Raw genomic sequence first — 15,641 nt, 5'->3', positions numbered from 1 at the left:
CTTCAGAAGGCTGTGCAGGAATTACGAGGAAACGACAGAATCAGCCAACGAAATGCTCATGGTCGCAGCTGTTGTTATTTCTCTCCGAAAACTCACTTCTGTTAACAATCGTTTTTAAACAAGCTCTAAATTTCATATTGCAACAATATGAGTATGGAGGCTATGCGAAAGCGTATGGATTCGGTACATTTCTTAACGGACATCAGGAACAGATAATCGGCAATGTGCGTTTTCAGTATAAACGAATGACATACGACCTTATGGGTTCAGCTTACGGCAACGGTCATTCGCATTCCGGTCAGGACATGACCGAAACTTTTCGTTTGCCTCAAGATGATGGTACTATGGAACAATTTGAACGTGTTTCTGAACTTAAATCTTCCAAACGCCATCGCAACAACTACTATCTTATATTCAAGGCAACCTACAACTCTGACAAAATTCAGGCCTCGACACTGATTAACAGCAATCTTGACAGGCAGCCGAACACTGTTCAAAACGGCATAGTGCGTTATTCCAACAATAAATACCCGACATCTGAATATAATTCAACTATTAATAATTTCTCGAAATTCATATCTTACAACGGTTATTATTTCTTTGCTCTCCCAAGTAGCAATTCATTAACGTTTACACCGACTTATAGTTTGTCACACACTGACCAAAATAGTGATTATACCGAGACTGGGTATTCATCTATCTTGAATTCCGCTACTGACAACACTAATTATCTGTCAGGGAACCTAAAATTTAAGCATGATTTCGGTAAATTCGGAAGTCTGTTAGGATTTGTCAAAGGCTCATATCAATACAACCGCACGTCTTATTCCGGCTCGGCAAGTGGATTGGATCGTGCCAAATCCTTGCGGATAGGCTTCGGTGCAAACTACGAGCTTTCCATCAATAAAGTTCGCGGACATATAGGATTCGGATGGGATTGGGACAGATTGCAATTCGGGCCTTCGGTTGACCGGCGTAACGCTCCTTCATTTGATGTTTCAATACAATATTCACCAAACCGCAGGCATTCGTTATCGGCAATATTTCAATACGAGTCATGGCTACCCTCGCCGAATTTCAAGAGCGACCAAGTAATAACAGCTTCACCTTTCCTTAAATATACAGGTAATCCGAACCTATTCCCGGCAAAAAGCTATGATTTTGAATTTTCATATACATGGATACCAAACAATAATTACAGTTTAGCCACTTATGCTTGGGGGTGGATTGTAAGAGACCGCTACGCCTACGATTACGAAGCGGACGGAAATGGCGTGATACGAACAATAAAACAACCTATGGGGTCATACGCACAAGGTAGATACGGTATAAAGGGAACTGCACGTTTCTTTGACAGGTCTTTAGTGCTGACAGGAAACCTAAGCCAGCTCTTTAACCATAACGGCAAACCTTATAATGTAAACCATTTCCATATTTACTACACCATCCAAATGGCTTATTACCTCAAAAATTGGAACTTTGGCGTTGCGTACATTTCTACCATTGGAACTTGGGATGGTATGATGAACGGTATCTGGCAACGTGATAAAGACGAGTATTATTTTAAGGTCGGTTGGTCTAATTACAATTGGAATATATCCGCATTGGTTGATAACATTGGAAGATGGAATTGGAGAAGTTCTAAACGAGAGATGAACAGTGAGTTTTACAGTACAGCCGAAACCCTTATAAACGGCAATTCTCATGCTCTATTTAGGATAACAGCCACTTACACCTTCGGCTTCGGCAAAAAGGTGACCCGCGACAACGAACCCCAACTTGGCGGCTCGGCTGCGTCAGGCATTCTGAAATAATAAACAGCTAATCATACATATAGTACCGCTTTTGCGCTCTGCCTTAGCAGAGAAACCTCGGCAGCGATTGTCGGGGTTCCCTTTTGGGGAGTTGCGGCTCCGCCGCCGCGCTTTCGTTCATCGTCCTTTGGACGCTTTGCTTTGCAAAGAAATCGAGCCTAAGGTCTCGACCGTAAGGCTTCAATCGCTAACTCATTATCAATCCACTTCGGCACCGCTTGGCGCAGATCCGAGGTGGATTTTTGCATTATGGCTGTCGCTGTGATGCGATGAATATTCGCACACATAGGAGTTTCACCGTGCTTTATGCCCCTTTTTGGAAGGATTTATCAGTGTTCTCCCTGCACCTTGTTTCGGCGACTCGTGCATTGAGGCGATTTTTACCTGTTCTTCATCGGCTGCTTTCGATTATCCGTATGACGCTGTGGCCGTCTGTGATTACACGGTGCTGATTGTATTTGGGTAAGCGGTCGGCGTTCCCCGTCGAATATGCCTTGCAGGTTACGTGGATCAGGATTTTGCCGGGACGTTTCATAGGGCATACTTGTTGAACGCGCTCGGAGGCAGCATTGTATTTACATCGCGAAGTTAGCGTCTTTATCTACGCTCGAAAAGGGCAAGACACGTTCACCGCGACAATCTTCCTTTTTTCTGTCATGCCTAAGAAAAAAGAGTATTGCCTTGTGAACCCTTGTCGGCTAACGTGCCGGTGGCACTGATTGGGTCAGACGCATATTCTGCAATGTAAATCAAACGCGCCCCGGCGCACAGTAAAAACCCTCTAAAACTTCAAAATCATGACATACGTTAGCAACATCTTCAACAGCTCTCTCAACTCCAACCGCTCACTCAAATACTACTCAGTGGAAGTAATCACTTTCGACGGCGACAGCTACACGGAAGAAGTAGAAGCCCGCAGCGCCGACGAAGCCCAGGAAATCGCAGCTTCAATGTACGACGATGTCGACTACACAATGGTTCAGGGTTGCTTCGCATACTGATAAATCGTTCCTCCCTCAAAGGGTAGGCTGTCCGCCGGGGCAGCCTTTCTCTTTGCTCATTCATCGCCTCGCGGCTTCCTCCGTTGTATATCGGCTCTCCGGCTCCGCTCCGAGCCGAGGATTGAGCGGTCAGGCCCTTCGCAAAGGGGCTGCGCCGGGCAGGTGCCTGTCGGCCATCCGAGCTGACCGCTCCGTATCGAGGCTGCCGCTCTTGTTCGGTTGTTTAGGTCATTTCCATTGCTTCGGGAGGGTGAAACGTGATTTCCGTTGTCGGGAAGATTGGAGCGTATCTCGCAGCCCGAACTTGACTTTTGCCCTCGTTGTCTCGCCAATAATAATGATGAGCGTATCGCGTCAGTTGTCGGCCATATCCATTTGCATTCGTAAATCAGTAGTGCGCATCACCGTTCAGGAGGTCAGACATCCGGGCGCGACGGACACCGCCACCGCTTGCCTCGAATCCGGGGCGTTCGGAGTTCCGGGGTCAGCTCCGTATCGGGCGCAAGCACATATAGCACCGCTTCCGGCCTCATCCGCATCTCGACAGTCCTTGCCCCGACCTTGAAGACATACCGCTGAACTTGCAGCCTCGATTGAGCAGGGAGTTTCCTGCGTCAGCGTCCGTCCTGACTGCGGAGCTTCGGATGTTTCAGCCGATTTTTCCTTACGCTCTCCGTTGCTTCATATCGTTCCATATCTCCGTTTTTTGTTGCAGACCGAGCCATTTTTCCTTCACAAATTTAGTACGGTCACTCGCTGTCGCAAGGGCAGGTTTGCACTCCGTGTTCCTCCTTTCTTCGCTTCGTTGCAGAAAGGCCATCACCCTTGCTTCCTTCAGCTCCTTTCGACCGCACTTTTGATTGTTCGTAAAAATCGGGCTTCGGCCCACAAGTCAAACTTCAAAATTTCACAGATATGGCACGTAAAGCTAAAAAATCAACCGAGAACATCGCAACAGTCGTTGCCCCCACAGTCGAAACTACCGCTCCCGCAACTCCCAAGCTCATCGTGGCTCAGCGCAAGTTCAACCGCTGGTACGTCTACTTCAAGGGCGTGGCTCCCAAGGACAACGTCGGATGCGGCTGCAAGACGGCCAAAAGCGCCATGCGCTACATGCACCTGCTCAAAGCCCGTTACGGGGCGACTATCTCCCAGAACATCTACGAACGCCTCCAGTTCGAGGCAGCGCGAGAGGAGGCGTAAGCCTCCCTCGCTTTCTTCCCGATTGTCAAACCTCCAATTCTCACAGCAATGTACGAATATATCTGTTTCACAAAACAAGGCAAATGGAAATTCTATGCCGACAACGATATTGACGCGATGCGCACGGCTCTTTACTATTGCTGGCGCGACGGCGAGGACTTTATAAAAGTCGAGTTCCGAAAAGGTTGCGAGAATTACACGCTCTCCATCTTCCATATCGACAACAACAATCACGAATGTTTCACCCTCTAATATCCGAAACAATGGAAATCGACTACAACAAGTTTACCGAACAGGAGCTGCAAATCATCCTCGATGCTGCGCGAAAAATCAACTTCGCCTTCGGCATTCAGTTTCCGAGCTACAAAGAGCAAGTCGCCCTTCTGATTGAAGACCTACACTTCCGCGTCATCAATCAGATAGTCATTCAGACGTTCAACGCCCTCCGCTCGAAATACATCGCGCGAGGCATCGACCCCGACGCCCCGGACTTCCGGCCCGACCATCTGGAGAAATGACTTCTCCAATCCGTCCGTGCAGCGGTTGACCCTCCGGGGTTGACCGCTTTCTCCCTGTCTTTTATCGGCCACGACTGCAAAGTTAACTTTGCGGCATGGCACACCGGATTACATACAAGCCCCAGGGCATCATACTTTCTTCGGCTGTCGGTGAAATCACCGTCGCCGTCGAGGGGGAATATGTCGATGTTACGCTGACCGCCACCGGCGGCATCGTCATCCTCTCGGAGCGTTACTACGCCCACGGCGGTTATGTAACGCTCTATGATCTCGGCTCGCTTATAGAGTCCGAGATGAATAAGTCCGGCCAGTCATGCGCCGACTTTACCCTGCGGGTATTTACCGACTCGGTCAACAACAAGGCTGACTTCTGTCTGCTTCATATCCTTTACTGCGACCGCTTCACGGTCTGCACGGATATTCCGACGTTTCTCCGCGAGAATTTCCTGACAACACTCTCCATGCGCCGTGTCGCTCCCGGCTCCACGCTCTCCCTTTTCCTCTACGCGGAATCCGGGGAGAGTCTGGAGTATTCGGTACAGCACACCTTTCAGACGAAAAAATCTGAGGCGAGATTTCTCCATTCATATTATATGGATTCCGGCAAGACCGCCGCCACCTCCGGGGTCGTGCAGATCAACGTGCCGTTGTCCTCGGTCATTGCCGATGCCGCAGGGTTCGCCGCCGCTCGTCCTGACAATATTACGCTGCTGTCGTTTACCGTCCGTTGCGGTCAGCGGTCTGTTACCTGCTTCGTTGACAACTCGCTCACAGACCTTGAATCGTTCTACTTCCGCAACTGCTTCAATGTCTGGGACTCGGCCACTTTGCCGGTGGAAACCACCGCAAAGACCGACGTTGAACGCTCGCTTGCCATTATCAACGGCAGCTCGCGGTTCTACAACCAGTCTACGACTAAGACATACGAAGTGGAGGCCGGGCCGCTGACTTCTGACGAAGCCGGGTGGATAGACCAATTCTTTTCGTCGCACGATGTGTTCCGAATCGAGCCGGACCCGACCAACAGCTATGACCCGCTGCTTCTCGCTCCGATACTCATTACCGACTCCACCTGCGAAATCCAGGACGGCGACGAGAAACTTAACACCGTCAAGTTCACATGGCGATATACAGACAACCGCCCAATCGTGCGCCTGTCTGCCTCGCCCGGCATTTTCACTTCTCCTTACAATATCGTTTACTCGTAACCTCGTAACTCATAACTCGTACTTGGTACTTATCGCAATGGCTCGCTCGATACACATATCCACCGCTCGCTCAATGCTCAACTCCGGCGACCCTGTCGACCTCCATGTATGGAAGTCGGACGGTTCCATTCTCCACCTCCAAAATTGCATATCGCTCCGCTACAATTTTTACGGCGGCTGGCGCAATATCAAGATATTGGCCTCGGGCGAATGTCGCCGTGTCCGCGACTGCTGCATCTTTCGCGTCAACGACTTGGAAGTATTTCTCTAACGCTCAATTCCTTTCGCTATGATTGATATAGACTCCCTCAATTTTAACTCCGTTGAGACGCTTCCGGGCTTCGAGGCTCGCGCAGCGTTCACTGTCAATTCCTCGTCCGTATTCAAGGAGGACGTTGACATCGTGCCTACGATTGTAGACGATACTCTCTCTTATATTCCGTGGGGCGGCGACAACCAGATGCCGTTCGACTTGCTCGCGCTCGTCGAGAAAGACGAAACTTTGGCAACCTGCCAATGTTTCAACGCCGAGGTCTGTTATGGTTCGGGACTGCAATACTGCGTCAAAGATTCGTCAGCGGCGACTCGCCGCGCTGTCGATGACTTCCTCCTTGACAACGACCTCGCCGCCTACTTCCTCGGCATCTGTCAGGACTTCAAGCACTTCGGCTTCGCCGTGTCGGTACTTATTCTCAACGAGGACGGCACAAGGATTGTGCGCCTGTTGAGAAAGGAAGCCTGTTACTGCCGCTTCACTCCGGCTGACAAGCACGGTCGTATTTCCAAAATCCTTTACGCCAACTGGCGTAAACCCATCTCGTCGCGGAGCGACATCGAGGAAATCGACCTGCTCGACCAGACTTCGCCTTGGCGAGATCTGCAAGACAAACTCGCCAAGTCATCGCCCTTGGGCGCTTCGTCCACGAAGAACTCGAAGTGCCGGAAATTTGCGATTGTATCGCGCATCCCGACCGTGGATAGCACATACTATCCAATTCCGTATTATGGCGCGTTGTTCCGGGGAAAGTGGTACAACATCAAGCAGCTTATCGGTATTGCTAAGGAAGCGAAGCTCAAAAACTCCGCTCCAATCAAGTACCACATCGAGGTCGGGGCGAAATATTGGGAGTCCATATTTCGTGCGGAGGGCATTACCGACCGCCGTAAACAACAGGCGCGTATCGTCGCCGAGAAGCAACAGATTCTCGACTTCCTCACAGGTGCCGAGAACAGCGGCAAAGCCTGGTTCTCGACTTTCTATGTTACACCCGACGGCAAGGAACAGCACGACGTTGTAATCAACAAGATTGACGACAGCAAGGAGGGCGGCGACTGGGAAACCGACATTCAGGAAGCAATCAACATGATTTGCTTTACCATGCGGGTGCATAGTAACCTTGTCGGCTCAGTGCCGGGCAAAGCCCAGACCAACAATAGCGGCTCTGACAAGCGCGAGCTTTACACCATAGCCCAAGCCCTCCAAAAACCGTATCACGACCTGCTTTTTACCGTTCATCGTATCATAATCCGATTTAACGGTTGGCAGGGCGTACACCCCGAAATACCCTTTATCCAACTAACCACGCTTGACGAGCATACAGACGCAAAACAAGTGAAACTCTCCAACGCAAACGACAAATCCAATGAAACTGATAACAAGCAATGACGAGTTGCGGAAGTATATTCCGAATTCTATCCGCGAGGTCAAAGGGGAAACTCCGCTCTTTGACAAACTCGCTCCTTTCCTTGAAAGGGCAGAGCAATGGTTCTGCCACCACTTCGTTCCGGCAGAACTGCTCGATGCAGTCGCGGCAGAAGCAGCCCACATCGTTGCTGTCGAGGCATACCGCCTCGCCGTGCCGCAACTCGACCTTGTGCTTACGCCCAACGGTTTCGCTACCGTCGGCACTCAAAACCTCTCTCCGGCATCGAAGATGCGCGTCGACCGGCTCGTTGGCGGTCTGCTCTCCGAAAGGGACAAGGCACTGGCGCAGCTGCTTCACAATCTCCCCTCCGTCAAGGGCTGGCCGGACTCACCGCAGGGGCGGTGGTTCGGAGCCACGCTGTTTCCGACCCTTGATGTTGTCACCCAACAGTCGGGGGAATCAGAACGACTATGGGACAAGTATTGTGAACTGCGCCCGCAGTTGATTGACCTCGAAGCAAGCCTCTCGGAAGAATGGCTGTCGCCGGAACTGATGTCAGCGCTCCGCTCCGAGAACCTGCGCGGAGATCTGACCGAAAAGAGGAGCGAGATCGTCAGGCAGGTAAAAGCGCAGGTCGTGGGCTACCTGCGGTCGGGGTCGTTCAACTCCCGTAGGCTCGCGGATATTGTCAACTATATCCGGCTGAATCCTGAATTTTTCGGCGAATGGCATCAGTCGGAAACCGCGAAGCTGTTTGAGCCGCCGGTGTTCCGCAATGAAAAGAAGGCTTCGGGATATTTCTTTTAGCGGTGTCGGGGCAACCGGCAGTCGGTGGAGCTACGTCGCAGGGGTCATTTGTCGGTCATACCGAATTGGAGTTATTGCACAAAGCACTGATTTTCCGATTGCAAAGGTAGGACTGACCGCTCAACGCAAAACGAGCCTATGGATTTCTGCATAAATTTTTATCAATCTCCACCTTACAGGTAGTATTGAGCGGCCACCGGCCTTAAAATTTTACTTGAAATTTTTGCTTGACTCGCTTTCTCAGTTCTCCCAGTCATTGCAACGTAAAATCAAAAGTGCTTCGGCACATAACTCTAAATCAATACGATATGATACTTCCCGACAAACGACCCGTTGAGCGCGACTTCGCCAACCTCACCGACTACTCGCAGAAATGCCCCGACGGTGCAAGAAAGTTCTTCGCCTTCATTCATTTCACAGATGAATCTACATGCCTCTGGTCGAACATCTTCACGTTCAGCAGAACATTCGCCACGATGCTCGTAATGGAAAAATTCAGCGACTGCCTCGAATACGTCAGCAGCATCAATATCCACGAAATGGATTATTGAACGGCCAGACCCACCTGCGGCTCCCTCTCCGGGAGCCGCAGGTTCTAATTGACAGAATGCTGATTTGTGTACCTGAGATATGTTTTGTACCTTTGCAAATAAAACAAAACGAATAATATATGAAGAAACTAATTTTTATCCTAATTTGTGCTGTCTTTGCCATTAATGCAAATGCACAATTTAAGTTTAAGAGTCTTGATAACAATGATGGCAAAACCACCATCGTTATCACCGATGACAATTTCAAAACGGGCTCTGAAACGTGTTGTGCCAAATTCAACAATGACGGCAAAACTTACGATGCTACGTCTATGGTTACCACACAAGAGGGTAAACAGATGTCAATTACCATGACATTTAAGAGAATGACTGTATTTAATAACACTTCCATTACTCTTACTATTAACGGACAACAAGTCAATGTTCCTATTAACTTGACAGAAATTGCAAACCAACTCACGGGTTATAAACTCTTGATACCATAAGACAATTTCTTGTCTTTTCCGCATAGAGTGCTTTACCGTACTTTCGCAGTACGTTAAAGCACTTTTTCTATGCAGACAATCTCCATTAACTTCATCGTGCCGCAGGGCTGGCACGAGCTTTCCGATAAACAGCTACGCTATGTTTATCAGCTTCTCGCAAACGAGTTCGCGACCGACGAGGTAAAGACCCTTTGCTTGCTTCAATGGAGCGGCACAAAGGTTATTGGCCGTCAGGACAGCGGGGCTTACCTTCTCAAAAAAGGAAAATTCCTTTTTGAGGTTACGCCGCTGACCCTCGCCGAGTTGCTACCACATCTCGAATGGCTCGGCTCCATCCCGACCGTGCCTGTGCGCATCTCGAAAATCAACCGCCAACACGCTCTCCCGGCTGACTTCTCCGAAGTGCCGTTTGAAACTTTCATCATCTGCGACAACCTTTATCAAGGCTATCTTCAGACTCAGAACGAAGACCTGCTCGACCGACTCGGCGCGACGCTCTACGGAAAGTCTATGGCTTTCAAGCCATACGAACGCATCAGTATTTTCTACTGGTTCGCCGCGCTCAAAGATGCCTTCTCGCGCAAATACTCCGACTTCTTCCAACCCATCGCCGATGCCGCCACCGACGGCAACCTGCTCGGCTCGTCCGCTCCATCGGTCGAGGACGCGATGAACGCTCAGATCCGTGCGCTCACCAAAGGCGATGTTACCAAAGAGGCCGAAGTCCTGGCACTCGATACCCACCGCGCCCTCACTGAACTTAACGCCCAGGCGCGAGAATACCGCGAACTTAACTCAAAGCTCAACTCCAAATGACAGCGCAACTCAACGGTAGATGGGACGCGGCAGCCTTCTTTGAAGTACTGACTGCAACCAACCGCCTCGCGCAGTCCGAAGGTTTTACCTTCTGCCGCGTGTCGGGGCTTGACGGCTTCGAGGAAGCGGTCAATCAGGCGCAGACGGCATCCGCTTTCGTCTGCGTCAGCGATATAGCCGACGGCTATATGGAGATGAACAACACGCCGCGCACCCGCCGCATCAAAACGGTGTTTTTCGCGATGCGCCATGCCGCCGAGGATATGGCGGCCCGCGCCGAGTGCATGGAAATAATGCGCGAACTGTTCCGACAGTTCATGTCGCGGCTTCTCCCTGAAAAGGTCAGGCTGGAGCAGAACTGCATCTACCTTGACCCACGAATATCGTTCAACGAGATTGACCGCTATTTTTTCAGCGGAGCCGCCGGTGCTTATTTCCAAATCGCCGTCGATGTGTTTACCGATTTAAGATACAACCCTGATGAATGGTGCGAGTGATAAGGAGCAGCTTGAAGCCCGGCGTAAATACGTCCGCGCTTTCAATGCCACGATGGTAAAGATATGGCGCGAGCAAATCTCGCTTCTCGGAGTGGTTGACACAGGAGCGTTGTACCGCTCAACCGTCGGTGTGTCGCTGACTGCCGACGGCAAATTCATCGACATAACGCTCTCGCAAGCGTTCAACACCTACGGTCTGTTCGTCGACTATGGCACGGGGCGAAATACGCCGCGAGGAAACCCCGGCGACATCGGCAAAGCCAATGGCCGCAAGCGCAAGCGCTGGTTCTCTCGCAAATACTTCGCCTCGGTGATGAACATTCAGGAATTTTACGCCGACTCTCTCGGCCAGGAATTCTGCCGAGCAATCTCCAACGCCCTCAATCCCGACATTATGCGTCGTGCCGTTACTCTCTGAGTGTCTTTTCGGGCGCATTATCATAACCATAACTTTGCCAATAAACCTATAAACTCTCACCCATAAACCGCGCCACCGGCGCATAATGTTATGGCTATTGATACAAAATCGCTCACTCAAATTATAACCGAGTTCCGCAAGTTACAGGCCAAAGACTCCATAACGCCGGAGTCGTTGGGCTACATTCTGCAACGTATCGCAGACCTTCTCGCCACCGCCGGAACCTCGGAAACTCAGGCCATCCTCGGCAACTGGTACAACACGCTCTCGAAAACAGACCATACCGCCGTCTGCAAATTGCAGCAAGGCCCGGCTGACCGTAATTTCGTAAGGCTCTCCAACACGTTCATCGATCTGCTTACCGGTCAGCAGATGACAAACGAGAACGCCACAATAATAAATATGGCAACCACCGAGCGGGCCGGGGCGATGAAAGCGCAGCAGGTCGTAGACCTTAACAACGCGCGTCACGCCATTGCCGACATCGAGAAACTTCTCGACATCATCCAAGCCAAACTCGGCATGACGGAAGGCTCCAAAGGTCTGTATAACACAGCCCAGATTTCGTGCGTAGTCCAAAACGGACAACTGCACGTCCTCGGCGCACAGCAGCTTATCGCTGACGGATATGTGCCATATATCTTCCGTCCCGTCCGAAAGCGCAATCCTTTCAAGGACAAGGACGCGACCGCCGAACAGTTGGCCGCGAAGAAGTATTGCTCCGTCAAGAAAGGATGGGGTGTGTTCGGCTCGCTCTATGCCGTGAAACTCAACGGCACGCAGGTTATGTTCTCTACCGGGCCGCACAATCTTTTATGCACGGAAAAGCAGCCGGGATATTCCGGTTCGCCTGAGTATTTCGTCTCCCACAGCGTCAACAAGGAGGGGAACAGGACTTTCGGCTGGGGGCGCACGTCGGTGCATTTGCTTGACCGCAACCTCGCAAAGAAGACATCGAGGAAAAAGGAACGCATGATTCGGCTGCGCTTCGGCATCGGGTTCGCAAAACCGATTTATCCCGGACGCGCCGCCATCACACCGGCCAATCTCGCAAGCTCGCTCGCCGAGTTCTATCTGATCTACAATCCCGCAACCGAGAAATGGACTTTCGGGAAGTAAAAAGAAAGCCCGAAGCTGACGCTCCGGGGGATGCTATCTTTTATACTTCTCAACTGAAAGCCCGCAGGGGGATGCTATCATCGATACGACGCACAGGAAAGCCGTAGTAAAAAACTACGAGGGTGCTATCCGGCATCTGTCAGAGGTATCCACATTTCTTAGCTTGGCTTCACTTTCGTTCAGAGGTGTCCGGTCAGATTAGCTTGGTTTCACTTAACAATACGCAAAGATAATACTTTTTCTTCACATACACAACTCGTTAACCCACAAAATCATGAATCTCCACAAACATAAGCCTACAATTCAGCTTCTATCCGCAATTCTGCTGATAGTGGTCGGCTGCGGCCTCCTGATTTCCGGCTTCATCATGCCTCCGCCCGGCGAAATTCATAATTCCGTCCTTATCGCCTTCGGCGAGATTCTGACTTTCGCGGGGGCTTTGTTCGGCATTGACTACCACTATAAATACAAAAACCATGAGAAAAATCAGTAAAATCATCATCCATTGCTCGGCTACGCCTGAGGGCAAGGATTTCACCGTGCAACAGATACGTCAGTGGCACACCACACCGAAACCAAAGGGCAACGGCTGGCGCGACATCGGTTATCACTTCGTCATCTACCGCGACGGCTCTGTTCATCCGGGCCGACCCGTCGAACAGATTGGCGCCCACACTTCGGGCCACAACGCAAACTCTATCGGCGTCTGCTACATCGGTGGCTGCGCCCCCGACGGCAAGATCCCGAAGGACACGCGCACCCCGGCGCAGCGGGCCGCGCTCATCCGTCTGGTAGCCGAACTGCTCCGTCAGTATCCTGCCGCCACAGTCCACGGTCATAATGAGTTTGCAGCAAAGGCTTGCCCTTCGTTCAACGTCCAAAAAGAGCCGGAGCTATGCGGACGATGATATTTCTCCTTGCGCTGGCACTCATAACTTCGTGCCGCTCACATAAGGAACTGCAACAGGACAAGTCCCTCGCAGCCGATTCCATAGCCCGCTCCGAACATCACCGCACAATCGCGGTGATAGATTCGGCTATCCGCTCTACATCTTTCGACTTCGACACGCTCGAAGTCAGCGTCGAGCGTCCTACGGCATACGCCGAGAAGCCGGAGGTTATTCGCCTGAAAGCCGTTAGGGGGCGCGTCATAAATCAGCGGCGTGTTCATAGAGACAGCGTTGAAGCCTTCAATCGGCTTGATACGGTTGCCTATCGTCAATCAGCCGCCGAGTCTTCAACAGAACACACCGCCACAACGCGCCTCTATAATCCGCCTGACGGCACGGCCGCAGTCATCATCACAATTCTTGTGATAGGTGGCCTGATATACGTTTTCTATCGAAAACGCTAAATATTTCCCACTCCGAGAGTAGAACTTTCTTCATAAATTGCAGAGCGAGTTGCCCGTGAGGGTAGCTCGTTTTATTTGTCGCGTTCATCTTTGCTGACCCTCCCGGCTGGTGGCGGATGTCGACCATACTGACCTCACTCCGGCCTCCGTTTGATTCCTACATCCTTCCAAGTCCGAGCATTTTTGGTCGAGGCTCTGCGTTGCGCCGCGTTCGACTAAAACCCGCTGCGGTTTCCGGGGCGATAGATTGTGCCCTCCGTCTGCATTACGCTTTACGCCGCCACCCCTCCTGCGTCGGGGGTTGGCTCGCTCCATTTCGTCTTTGGTTACAAACTATCTTCGCGTTTCCATTTCCGCTTGCCTCACCGACACCTCCGGCGAGCCTACGGTGTCGGTGCGCTCCAATTCCAATGCGACCCGGAAACCTCCGCTTGCCATTCCGACTTGTAAGGACAGGCATCTGCTCTCCGGCCTACAATCGGCGCGAGCCGCCATTCGCAACCAACCTCCCACCCGGCAGCGGACTGATGAACGCACGATGTTTCGCCGGTGGCACTCGCCTGATTTATCGCCGAGGGCAAGAATGTAGGCGGCAATGTTATCGACCCCACCCGGAATGTGGCTTTTGCAATGGCATTCGACCGCTCATTCCATTCTCCGCTCCGCGCCCCCAGTCATTGCCAAGTCCGAGCATTTTTGGTCGGCGATTACGCTTCGCTCCATTGTCGACTAAAAACCGCTACGGTCTTCGGGGCAATAGATTGCACCCTCCACTCGCTACGACCTCCGCAACTTCCCTCGCTCGCTGCGGGTTTGCTACGGCTCCGCTCCCTGCGGTTACAAACTATCTTCAACGGCTACATTCTCGCTTTGCGCCGCCACCCCTCCTTTGTCGGGGTGTTGGCCCGCTTCACTCCGCTGTTGACCCGAAACCTCCGCTTGCTTTTCCGACTTGTCAATGCCGGTGCGCTCCTCTCCGAACTCCAATCGCCCCTGCGCCATACTGTCAGCCACGTTCCTCCCACCCACAGAGGAAGTTGCCGCCTACATTCCAAGCCCTCGGCATTTGCCCCAACCCCGATGTGCGGTGCGCCGATGTCCTAACGCTACTCCGGCAGACGGCCAACCGCTTATGTCAACTTCGAGTGGCCTACGGCGCACGGCACGGAGGGGTCGGCTAACTCTCAAACCGCAAGCGGATTTTCGAGATAGCCTGTCGCTCCACAAGTTCCACGACACCCCTCTGTGTCGTTCACTCCAAGCCGCCAACGCTCCTTTGGCTGTCTTACCTCCGTTACGCGCCACATCGTCATCACCGCCCATCGCCACGTTCAACCCCTCGACTTGATAGGTGTATCTGCGTCAAGGGAGAGCGGTGCTTCCGTGTGCGTTCCAATCCGCGAGCGGGATTTCCACGCGCACGGCAGCGATTTGACCGCGCAATGGGTCGCTCCGTGGGGGTGTTTCTGCATATTCCGCGAGGGCGAGAGGGGGCAAGACGAAAACAAGCGACAGCGCGGTGGGGGGTGTGCAAAGCCACTACGGGGGCAAGCCCCCGTAACCCCCAAACGTCTGCTGCACAGCCGTTTCGCATCTGCAACCCACTACAAAACCGAGATTTTTGTAGACGGGACCCGTGCAGATGCGGTCAATTTGCCTGAAAGTCAAATTTTTAAGGCTCGATTTTGATAGGACCCGACCGGCTTCCGCCGCCCATCAAAACCGAGGTCGGAATTTTCCTTTCCGACACCTTCCCGTCGGCCCTGTCTCCTGCCCGACACCAACCCTTTGCCGTCTTTTCGTGACCGTAAAGACGTGACGATATTTGCAGGGAACACCTACAAATATCGTATTCAGCAACGAATTATGGCTAATTATACATCCACTGGAAAACCCAGGCTCGGATGACCCCTTAGACCAAGGTTGAATTGACCCCTGAAAATATTTTGAATTGACCCCTGAAAACGTTCTGGCCGACGGGGTCAATTTTATTTTGTCTTATCTGCTTTTTATAGCTTTGAGCTTACGGACGCTTTCGCCGGTAAGCGTGATTCGATGAGCAGTGTGGACAATGCGATCGAGTATTGCATCTGCCACTGTGGAGTCACCGATAGCTTCGTACCAGTCCAGTTCGGGGAGCTGTGATGTCACGATGATTGATTTGCGACCATGGCGGTCTTCGATGATTTCCGTAAGGTGTGCGC

At 51.7% G+C, this 15,641-nt stretch carries 21 protein-coding genes; 20 read left to right on the top strand and 1 reads right to left on the bottom strand.

Going from position 1 to position 15,641, the window contains the following annotated elements; all coding sequences use genetic code 11:
- The 20 genes from C5O23_RS13300 to C5O23_RS14220 all read left to right on the top strand — a co-directional run.
- Positions 1 to 1,814: TonB-dependent receptor (locus C5O23_RS13300; RefSeq protein ID WP_205743452.1), on the top strand; the 1,814-nt coding region annotated here is incomplete at its 5' end.
- Positions 1,815 to 2,611: 797 nt separating this feature from the next.
- Positions 2,612 to 2,815 (top strand): hypothetical protein, encoded by a 204-nt coding sequence (locus tag C5O23_RS13295; RefSeq protein ID WP_107033403.1) that lies wholly within the window; start codon positions 2,612 to 2,614, stop codon positions 2,813 to 2,815.
- A gap of 915 nt (positions 2,816 to 3,730) precedes the next feature.
- Entirely contained in the window at positions 3,731 to 4,018 is a 288-nt protein-coding gene (locus C5O23_RS13290) for a hypothetical protein (RefSeq protein ID WP_107033402.1), read from the top strand.
- A 48-nt stretch (positions 4,019 to 4,066) separates the two neighbouring features.
- Positions 4,067 to 4,270, top strand: coding sequence for a hypothetical protein (locus C5O23_RS13285; RefSeq protein WP_107033401.1), 204 nt, complete (start codon positions 4,067 to 4,069; stop codon positions 4,268 to 4,270).
- Complete coding sequence (locus C5O23_RS13280) at positions 4,255 to 4,536, top strand: hypothetical protein (protein ID WP_153062499.1); 282 nt, start codon at positions 4,255 to 4,257, stop codon at positions 4,534 to 4,536. Before C5O23_RS13285 ends, C5O23_RS13280 begins: the two co-directional genes overlap by 16 nt.
- Positions 4,537 to 4,631: 95 nt before the next feature.
- Entirely contained in the window at positions 4,632 to 5,744 is a 1,113-nt protein-coding gene (locus tag C5O23_RS13275; RefSeq protein WP_107033399.1) for a hypothetical protein, read from the top strand.
- Between the two features lie 37 nt (positions 5,745 to 5,781).
- Positions 5,782 to 6,015, top strand: coding sequence for a hypothetical protein (locus C5O23_RS13270; protein ID WP_107033398.1), 234 nt, complete (start codon positions 5,782 to 5,784; stop codon positions 6,013 to 6,015).
- 18 nt (positions 6,016 to 6,033) lie between these two features.
- Positions 6,034 to 7,410: a hypothetical protein gene (locus tag C5O23_RS13265; RefSeq protein WP_240597859.1), complete on the top strand. Its 1,377-nt coding sequence runs from the start codon at positions 6,034 to 6,036 to the stop codon at positions 7,408 to 7,410.
- The gene (locus tag C5O23_RS13260; protein ID WP_107033397.1) at positions 7,388 to 8,197 is read left to right on the top strand and encodes a DUF6712 family protein; all 810 of its coding nucleotides are present in this window, start codon (positions 7,388 to 7,390) and stop codon (positions 8,195 to 8,197) included. Before C5O23_RS13265 ends, C5O23_RS13260 begins: the two co-directional genes overlap by 23 nt.
- 308 nt (positions 8,198 to 8,505) lie before the next feature.
- Positions 8,506 to 8,748, top strand: coding sequence for a hypothetical protein (locus tag C5O23_RS13255; protein WP_107033396.1), 243 nt, complete (start codon positions 8,506 to 8,508; stop codon positions 8,746 to 8,748).
- A gap of 119 nt (positions 8,749 to 8,867) precedes the next feature.
- Positions 8,868 to 9,233 carry a hypothetical protein gene (locus tag C5O23_RS13250; protein ID WP_107033395.1) on the top strand — a complete coding sequence of 122 codons (366 nt, stop codon included), beginning with the start codon at positions 8,868 to 8,870 and terminating at the stop codon, positions 9,231 to 9,233.
- Between the two features lie 69 nt (positions 9,234 to 9,302).
- Positions 9,303 to 10,049, top strand: coding sequence for a hypothetical protein (locus C5O23_RS13245; protein WP_107033394.1), 747 nt, complete (start codon positions 9,303 to 9,305; stop codon positions 10,047 to 10,049).
- The gene (locus C5O23_RS13240; protein ID WP_107033393.1) at positions 10,046 to 10,546 is read left to right on the top strand and encodes a hypothetical protein; all 501 of its coding nucleotides are present in this window, start codon (positions 10,046 to 10,048) and stop codon (positions 10,544 to 10,546) included. The genes C5O23_RS13245 and C5O23_RS13240 overlap by 4 nt, the downstream gene beginning before the upstream one ends.
- The gene (locus C5O23_RS13235; RefSeq protein WP_107033392.1) at positions 10,530 to 10,964 is read left to right on the top strand and encodes a hypothetical protein; all 435 of its coding nucleotides are present in this window, start codon (positions 10,530 to 10,532) and stop codon (positions 10,962 to 10,964) included. The genes C5O23_RS13240 and C5O23_RS13235 overlap by 17 nt, the downstream gene beginning before the upstream one ends.
- A gap of 90 nt (positions 10,965 to 11,054) precedes the next feature.
- The gene (locus tag C5O23_RS13230) at positions 11,055 to 12,083 is read left to right on the top strand and encodes a hypothetical protein (protein ID WP_107033391.1); all 1,029 of its coding nucleotides are present in this window, start codon (positions 11,055 to 11,057) and stop codon (positions 12,081 to 12,083) included.
- Between the two features lie 274 nt (positions 12,084 to 12,357).
- Positions 12,358 to 12,576 carry a hypothetical protein gene (locus C5O23_RS13225; RefSeq protein ID WP_107033390.1) on the top strand — a complete coding sequence of 73 codons (219 nt, stop codon included), beginning with the start codon at positions 12,358 to 12,360 and terminating at the stop codon, positions 12,574 to 12,576.
- Positions 12,560 to 12,991 (top strand): N-acetylmuramoyl-L-alanine amidase, encoded by a 432-nt coding sequence (locus tag C5O23_RS13220; RefSeq protein WP_107033389.1) that lies wholly within the window; start codon positions 12,560 to 12,562, stop codon positions 12,989 to 12,991. Before C5O23_RS13225 ends, C5O23_RS13220 begins: the two co-directional genes overlap by 17 nt.
- On the top strand, positions 12,988 to 13,437 hold the full coding sequence (locus C5O23_RS13215; protein WP_107033388.1) for a hypothetical protein: 450 nt from the start codon (positions 12,988 to 12,990) through the stop codon (positions 13,435 to 13,437). The genes C5O23_RS13220 and C5O23_RS13215 overlap by 4 nt, the downstream gene beginning before the upstream one ends.
- A gap of 630 nt (positions 13,438 to 14,067) precedes the next feature.
- Positions 14,068 to 14,541: a hypothetical protein gene (locus tag C5O23_RS14225; protein WP_153062498.1), complete on the top strand. Its 474-nt coding sequence runs from the start codon at positions 14,068 to 14,070 to the stop codon at positions 14,539 to 14,541.
- A gap of 28 nt (positions 14,542 to 14,569) precedes the next feature.
- The gene (locus C5O23_RS14220) at positions 14,570 to 14,785 is read left to right on the top strand and encodes a hypothetical protein (RefSeq protein ID WP_133166575.1); all 216 of its coding nucleotides are present in this window, start codon (positions 14,570 to 14,572) and stop codon (positions 14,783 to 14,785) included.
- A gap of 650 nt (positions 14,786 to 15,435) precedes the next feature.
- Here the strand turns inward: C5O23_RS14220 and C5O23_RS13210 are convergent.
- A partial coding sequence (locus tag C5O23_RS13210) for an ATP-binding protein (RefSeq protein WP_161553606.1) occupies positions 15,436 to 15,641 on the bottom strand: 206 nt, incomplete at its 5' end.

The sequence above is a fragment of the Duncaniella muris genome (assembly GCF_003024805.1).
Taxonomy (GTDB): Bacteria; Bacteroidota; Bacteroidia; order Bacteroidales; family Muribaculaceae; genus Duncaniella; species Duncaniella muris.
This window is presented reverse-complemented; position numbering and strand designations above follow the sequence as displayed.

Excerpts from the sequence above, each read along its gene's own strand:
- C5O23_RS13295 (WP_107033403.1), top strand. The coding sequence starts at position 2,612 with ATGACATACGTTAGCAACATCTTCAACAGCTCTCTCAACTCCAACCGC.
- C5O23_RS13290 (WP_107033402.1), top strand. The coding sequence starts at position 3,731 with ATGGCACGTAAAGCTAAAAAATCAACCGAGAACATCGCAACAGTCGTT.
- C5O23_RS13285 (WP_107033401.1), top strand. The coding sequence starts at position 4,067 with ATGTACGAATATATCTGTTTCACAAAACAAGGCAAATGGAAATTCTAT.
- C5O23_RS13280 (WP_153062499.1), top strand. The coding sequence starts at position 4,255 with ATGTTTCACCCTCTAATATCCGAAACAATGGAAATCGACTACAACAAG.
- C5O23_RS13275 (WP_107033399.1), top strand. The coding sequence starts at position 4,632 with ATGGCACACCGGATTACATACAAGCCCCAGGGCATCATACTTTCTTCG.
- C5O23_RS13270 (WP_107033398.1), top strand. The coding sequence starts at position 5,782 with ATGGCTCGCTCGATACACATATCCACCGCTCGCTCAATGCTCAACTCC.
- C5O23_RS13265 (WP_240597859.1), top strand. The coding sequence starts at position 6,034 with ATGATTGATATAGACTCCCTCAATTTTAACTCCGTTGAGACGCTTCCG.
- C5O23_RS13260 (WP_107033397.1), top strand. The coding sequence starts at position 7,388 with ATGAAACTGATAACAAGCAATGACGAGTTGCGGAAGTATATTCCGAAT.
- C5O23_RS13255 (WP_107033396.1), top strand. The coding sequence starts at position 8,506 with ATGATACTTCCCGACAAACGACCCGTTGAGCGCGACTTCGCCAACCTC.
- C5O23_RS13250 (WP_107033395.1), top strand. The coding sequence starts at position 8,868 with ATGAAGAAACTAATTTTTATCCTAATTTGTGCTGTCTTTGCCATTAAT.
- C5O23_RS13245 (WP_107033394.1), top strand. The coding sequence starts at position 9,303 with ATGCAGACAATCTCCATTAACTTCATCGTGCCGCAGGGCTGGCACGAG.
- C5O23_RS13240 (WP_107033393.1), top strand. The coding sequence starts at position 10,046 with ATGACAGCGCAACTCAACGGTAGATGGGACGCGGCAGCCTTCTTTGAA.
- C5O23_RS13235 (WP_107033392.1), top strand. The coding sequence starts at position 10,530 with ATGAATGGTGCGAGTGATAAGGAGCAGCTTGAAGCCCGGCGTAAATAC.
- C5O23_RS13230 (WP_107033391.1), top strand. The coding sequence starts at position 11,055 with ATGGCTATTGATACAAAATCGCTCACTCAAATTATAACCGAGTTCCGC.
- C5O23_RS13225 (WP_107033390.1), top strand. The coding sequence starts at position 12,358 with ATGAATCTCCACAAACATAAGCCTACAATTCAGCTTCTATCCGCAATT.
- C5O23_RS13220 (WP_107033389.1), top strand. The coding sequence starts at position 12,560 with ATGAGAAAAATCAGTAAAATCATCATCCATTGCTCGGCTACGCCTGAG.
- C5O23_RS13215 (WP_107033388.1), top strand. The coding sequence starts at position 12,988 with ATGATATTTCTCCTTGCGCTGGCACTCATAACTTCGTGCCGCTCACAT.
- C5O23_RS14225 (WP_153062498.1), top strand. The coding sequence starts at position 14,068 with ATGGCATTCGACCGCTCATTCCATTCTCCGCTCCGCGCCCCCAGTCAT.
- C5O23_RS14220 (WP_133166575.1), top strand. The coding sequence starts at position 14,570 with ATGTCAACTTCGAGTGGCCTACGGCGCACGGCACGGAGGGGTCGGCTA.